Annotated in this window: 3 protein-coding genes; all 3 read left to right on the forward strand. The window is 67.8% G+C overall.

The window, feature by feature from the left end; translation table 11 throughout:
* The coding region (cysD, locus tag B2W70_RS10310) for a sulfate adenylyltransferase subunit CysD (RefSeq protein ID WP_286745476.1) at positions 1-517 on the forward strand (517 nt) is incomplete at its 5' end.
* Positions 517-1,857, forward strand: a complete 1,341-nt coding sequence (locus B2W70_RS10315; protein WP_286745477.1) for a sulfate adenylyltransferase subunit 1 — start codon at positions 517-519, stop codon at positions 1,855-1,857. The genes cysD and B2W70_RS10315, both read left to right, overlap by 1 nt.
* A 30-nt stretch (positions 1,858-1,887) precedes the next feature.
* The coding region (locus B2W70_RS10320; protein WP_286745478.1) for an SAM-dependent methyltransferase at positions 1,888-2,413 on the forward strand (526 nt) is incomplete at its 3' end.

Genomic DNA, 2,413 nt, shown 5'->3' on the forward strand with positions numbered 1-2,413 from the left:
GATCGGCGGCGCCCGCCGTGACGAAGAAAAGGCACGCGCCAAGGAGCGCATCTTCTCGCACCGCGACAGCTTCGGCCAGTGGCAGCCCAAAGAGCAGCGCCCCGAGCTGTGGAACCTGTTCAACACCCGCATCAAGCCGGGCGAGCACTTCCGCGCCTTCCCGATCTCGAACTGGACCGAGCTGGACGTGTGGCTTTACATCGCCCGCGAAGGCATCCCGCTGCCCAACATCTACTACAAGCACGCCCGTCAGGTGATCCGCCGCAAGGGCCTGCTGGTGCCGCTGACCGAGGTGACGCCCGCACTCGAAGGCGAAACCGTCGAAACCGTGGACGTGCGCTTCCGCACCGTGGGCGACATGACCTGCACCTGCCCGGTCGAATCCGATGCCGCCAACCCGGCCGACATCGTCGCCGAGACCCTGCACGTGACCGTGAGCGAGCGTGGCGCCACCCGCATGGACGACCGCACGTCCGAGGCCTCGATGGAGCGCCGCAAGAAGGAAGGTTATTTCTGATGAGCACCCCGATGACCTCGAACGTCACCCACTGCGAAGCCGGCGAAGAACTGGCTCACAAGGCCCTGCGTTTCCTGACCGCTGGCAGCGTTGACGACGGCAAGAGCACCCTGATCGGCCGCTTGCTGTTCGACAGCCGCGCCATCCTGGCCGACCAGCTCGATGCGCTGGAAAAGCGCGCCGCCGGTGCCCCCATCGACCTGTCGCTGCTGACCGACGGCCTGGAGGCCGAGCGCGAGCAAGGCATCACCATCGATGTGGCTTACCGCTACTTCGCCACCAAGAGCCGCAAGTTCATCATCGCCGACGCCCCGGGCCACGAGCAGTACACCCGCAACATGGTGACCGCTGCCGCCGGCTCTGACGCCGCCGTGGTGCTGGTCGACATCACCAAGATCGACTGGAAGGCCAGCCCGGTGCCCCTGCTGACGCAGACCAAGCGCCACAGCCTGCTGGCCCACCTGCTGCGCGTGCCCTCCATCGTGTTCGCCGTCAACAAGCTGGACGCCATCGAGCAGGACACCGAAGCCGCCTTCAACGCGGTCAAGGGCTCGCTCGAAGCCTTCGCTCAACAGGCAGGCATCGTCAACAAGGGCGTGATCCCCGTGTCGGCCCTGCGCGGCGACAACGTCACCACGCCTTCGGCCAACTGGCCCTGGTACAAGGGCCCGACCCTGCTGCAGGTGCTGGAACAACTGCCCGTGGCCGATGAAGCCCACGACGGCTCGCTGCTCCACCCCGTGCAATACGTGACCCGCGACAGCGTGGGTGAAGGCGAAGCCTCGGCATCGGGCACCGGCCACCAATACCGCGCCCTGTGGGGCCGCATCGCTCACGGCTCGGTCAAGGCCGGCGACGAGGTACAGATCTTCCCGAGCGGCCAGACCGCCATCGTGGCCGAAGTGCGCCACTCGGCCCTGGTGGTCGACCAATGCGAAGCAGGCCAGTCGGCCGGCATCGTGCTGGACCGCCAGGTCGACGTCTCGCGCGGCGACTGGGTGCACACGCCCGGATCGATCAAGCCCACCGACAGCTTCACCGCCACCCTGGCCTGGCTGGACACCGAACCTGCTGCCATTGGCCGCAAGTACTGGGTGCGCCACGGCAACCGTTGGGTGCAGGCCCGCATCACCGCCATCGAAAGCCGCCTGGACATCCACTCGCTGGAAGACACCGACGCGCAAGAACTGGCCGTGAACGAAATCGGCCGCGTGACGGTGCAGACCCAGCAGCCGCTGCCGGTCGAGGCCTACACCGCCAACCGCGTGGGTGGTGCGCTGATCGTGGTCGACCCCACGACCAACCGCACCAGCGGCGCGCTGCTGGTCAAGGCCGCCTGATCCGGCAGCCATCGTCACCGCACCACCACCATGGACAGCAAACCCTGCTCGCTCACCGCCGCCAAAGTCGTCTTCATCGGGGCCGGCCCCGGTGAGGCCGACCTGATCACGGTGCGTGGCAGCCGCCTGCTGGCCCAGGCCCAGGTGGTGCTGTTCGACGCCCTGGCCGATCCGACGCTGCGCGAGCTCGCTCCCCATGCCGACTGGATCGACGTGGGCAAGCGAGGCTTCTCCGGCCAGCCAGGCAGCGACTACAACGGCCAGACCCGCATCAACCAGTTGCTCATCGAGCAGTCACTGGCCGTGGGCGCCATCCATGGTGAACGCGGCCTGGTGGCCCGCCTCAAGGGTGGCGACCCCAGCCTCTTCGGCCGACTGGAAGAAGAGCTGCATGCCCTGCGCGAAGCTGGCATCGCCAGCGAGGTGGTGCCTGGGGTGACCTCGGCGCTCGCCGCTGCAGCGGCAACCCAACGGCCCCTGACCCGCCGGGGCTCTGGCCGCAGCGTGAGCTTCACCACGGCCATGACCCGCACCGGCGACCTGCAATGCGGCATGG

The organism is Aquabacterium sp. UBA2148, assembly GCF_002328915.1.
In the GTDB taxonomy this organism is placed as follows: domain Bacteria; phylum Pseudomonadota; class Gammaproteobacteria; order Burkholderiales; family Burkholderiaceae_C; genus Aquabacterium; species Aquabacterium parvum.

Excerpts from the sequence above, each read along its gene's own strand:
- B2W70_RS10315 (WP_286745477.1), top strand. The coding sequence starts at position 517 with ATGAGCACCCCGATGACCTCGAACGTCACCCACTGCGAAGCCGGCGAA.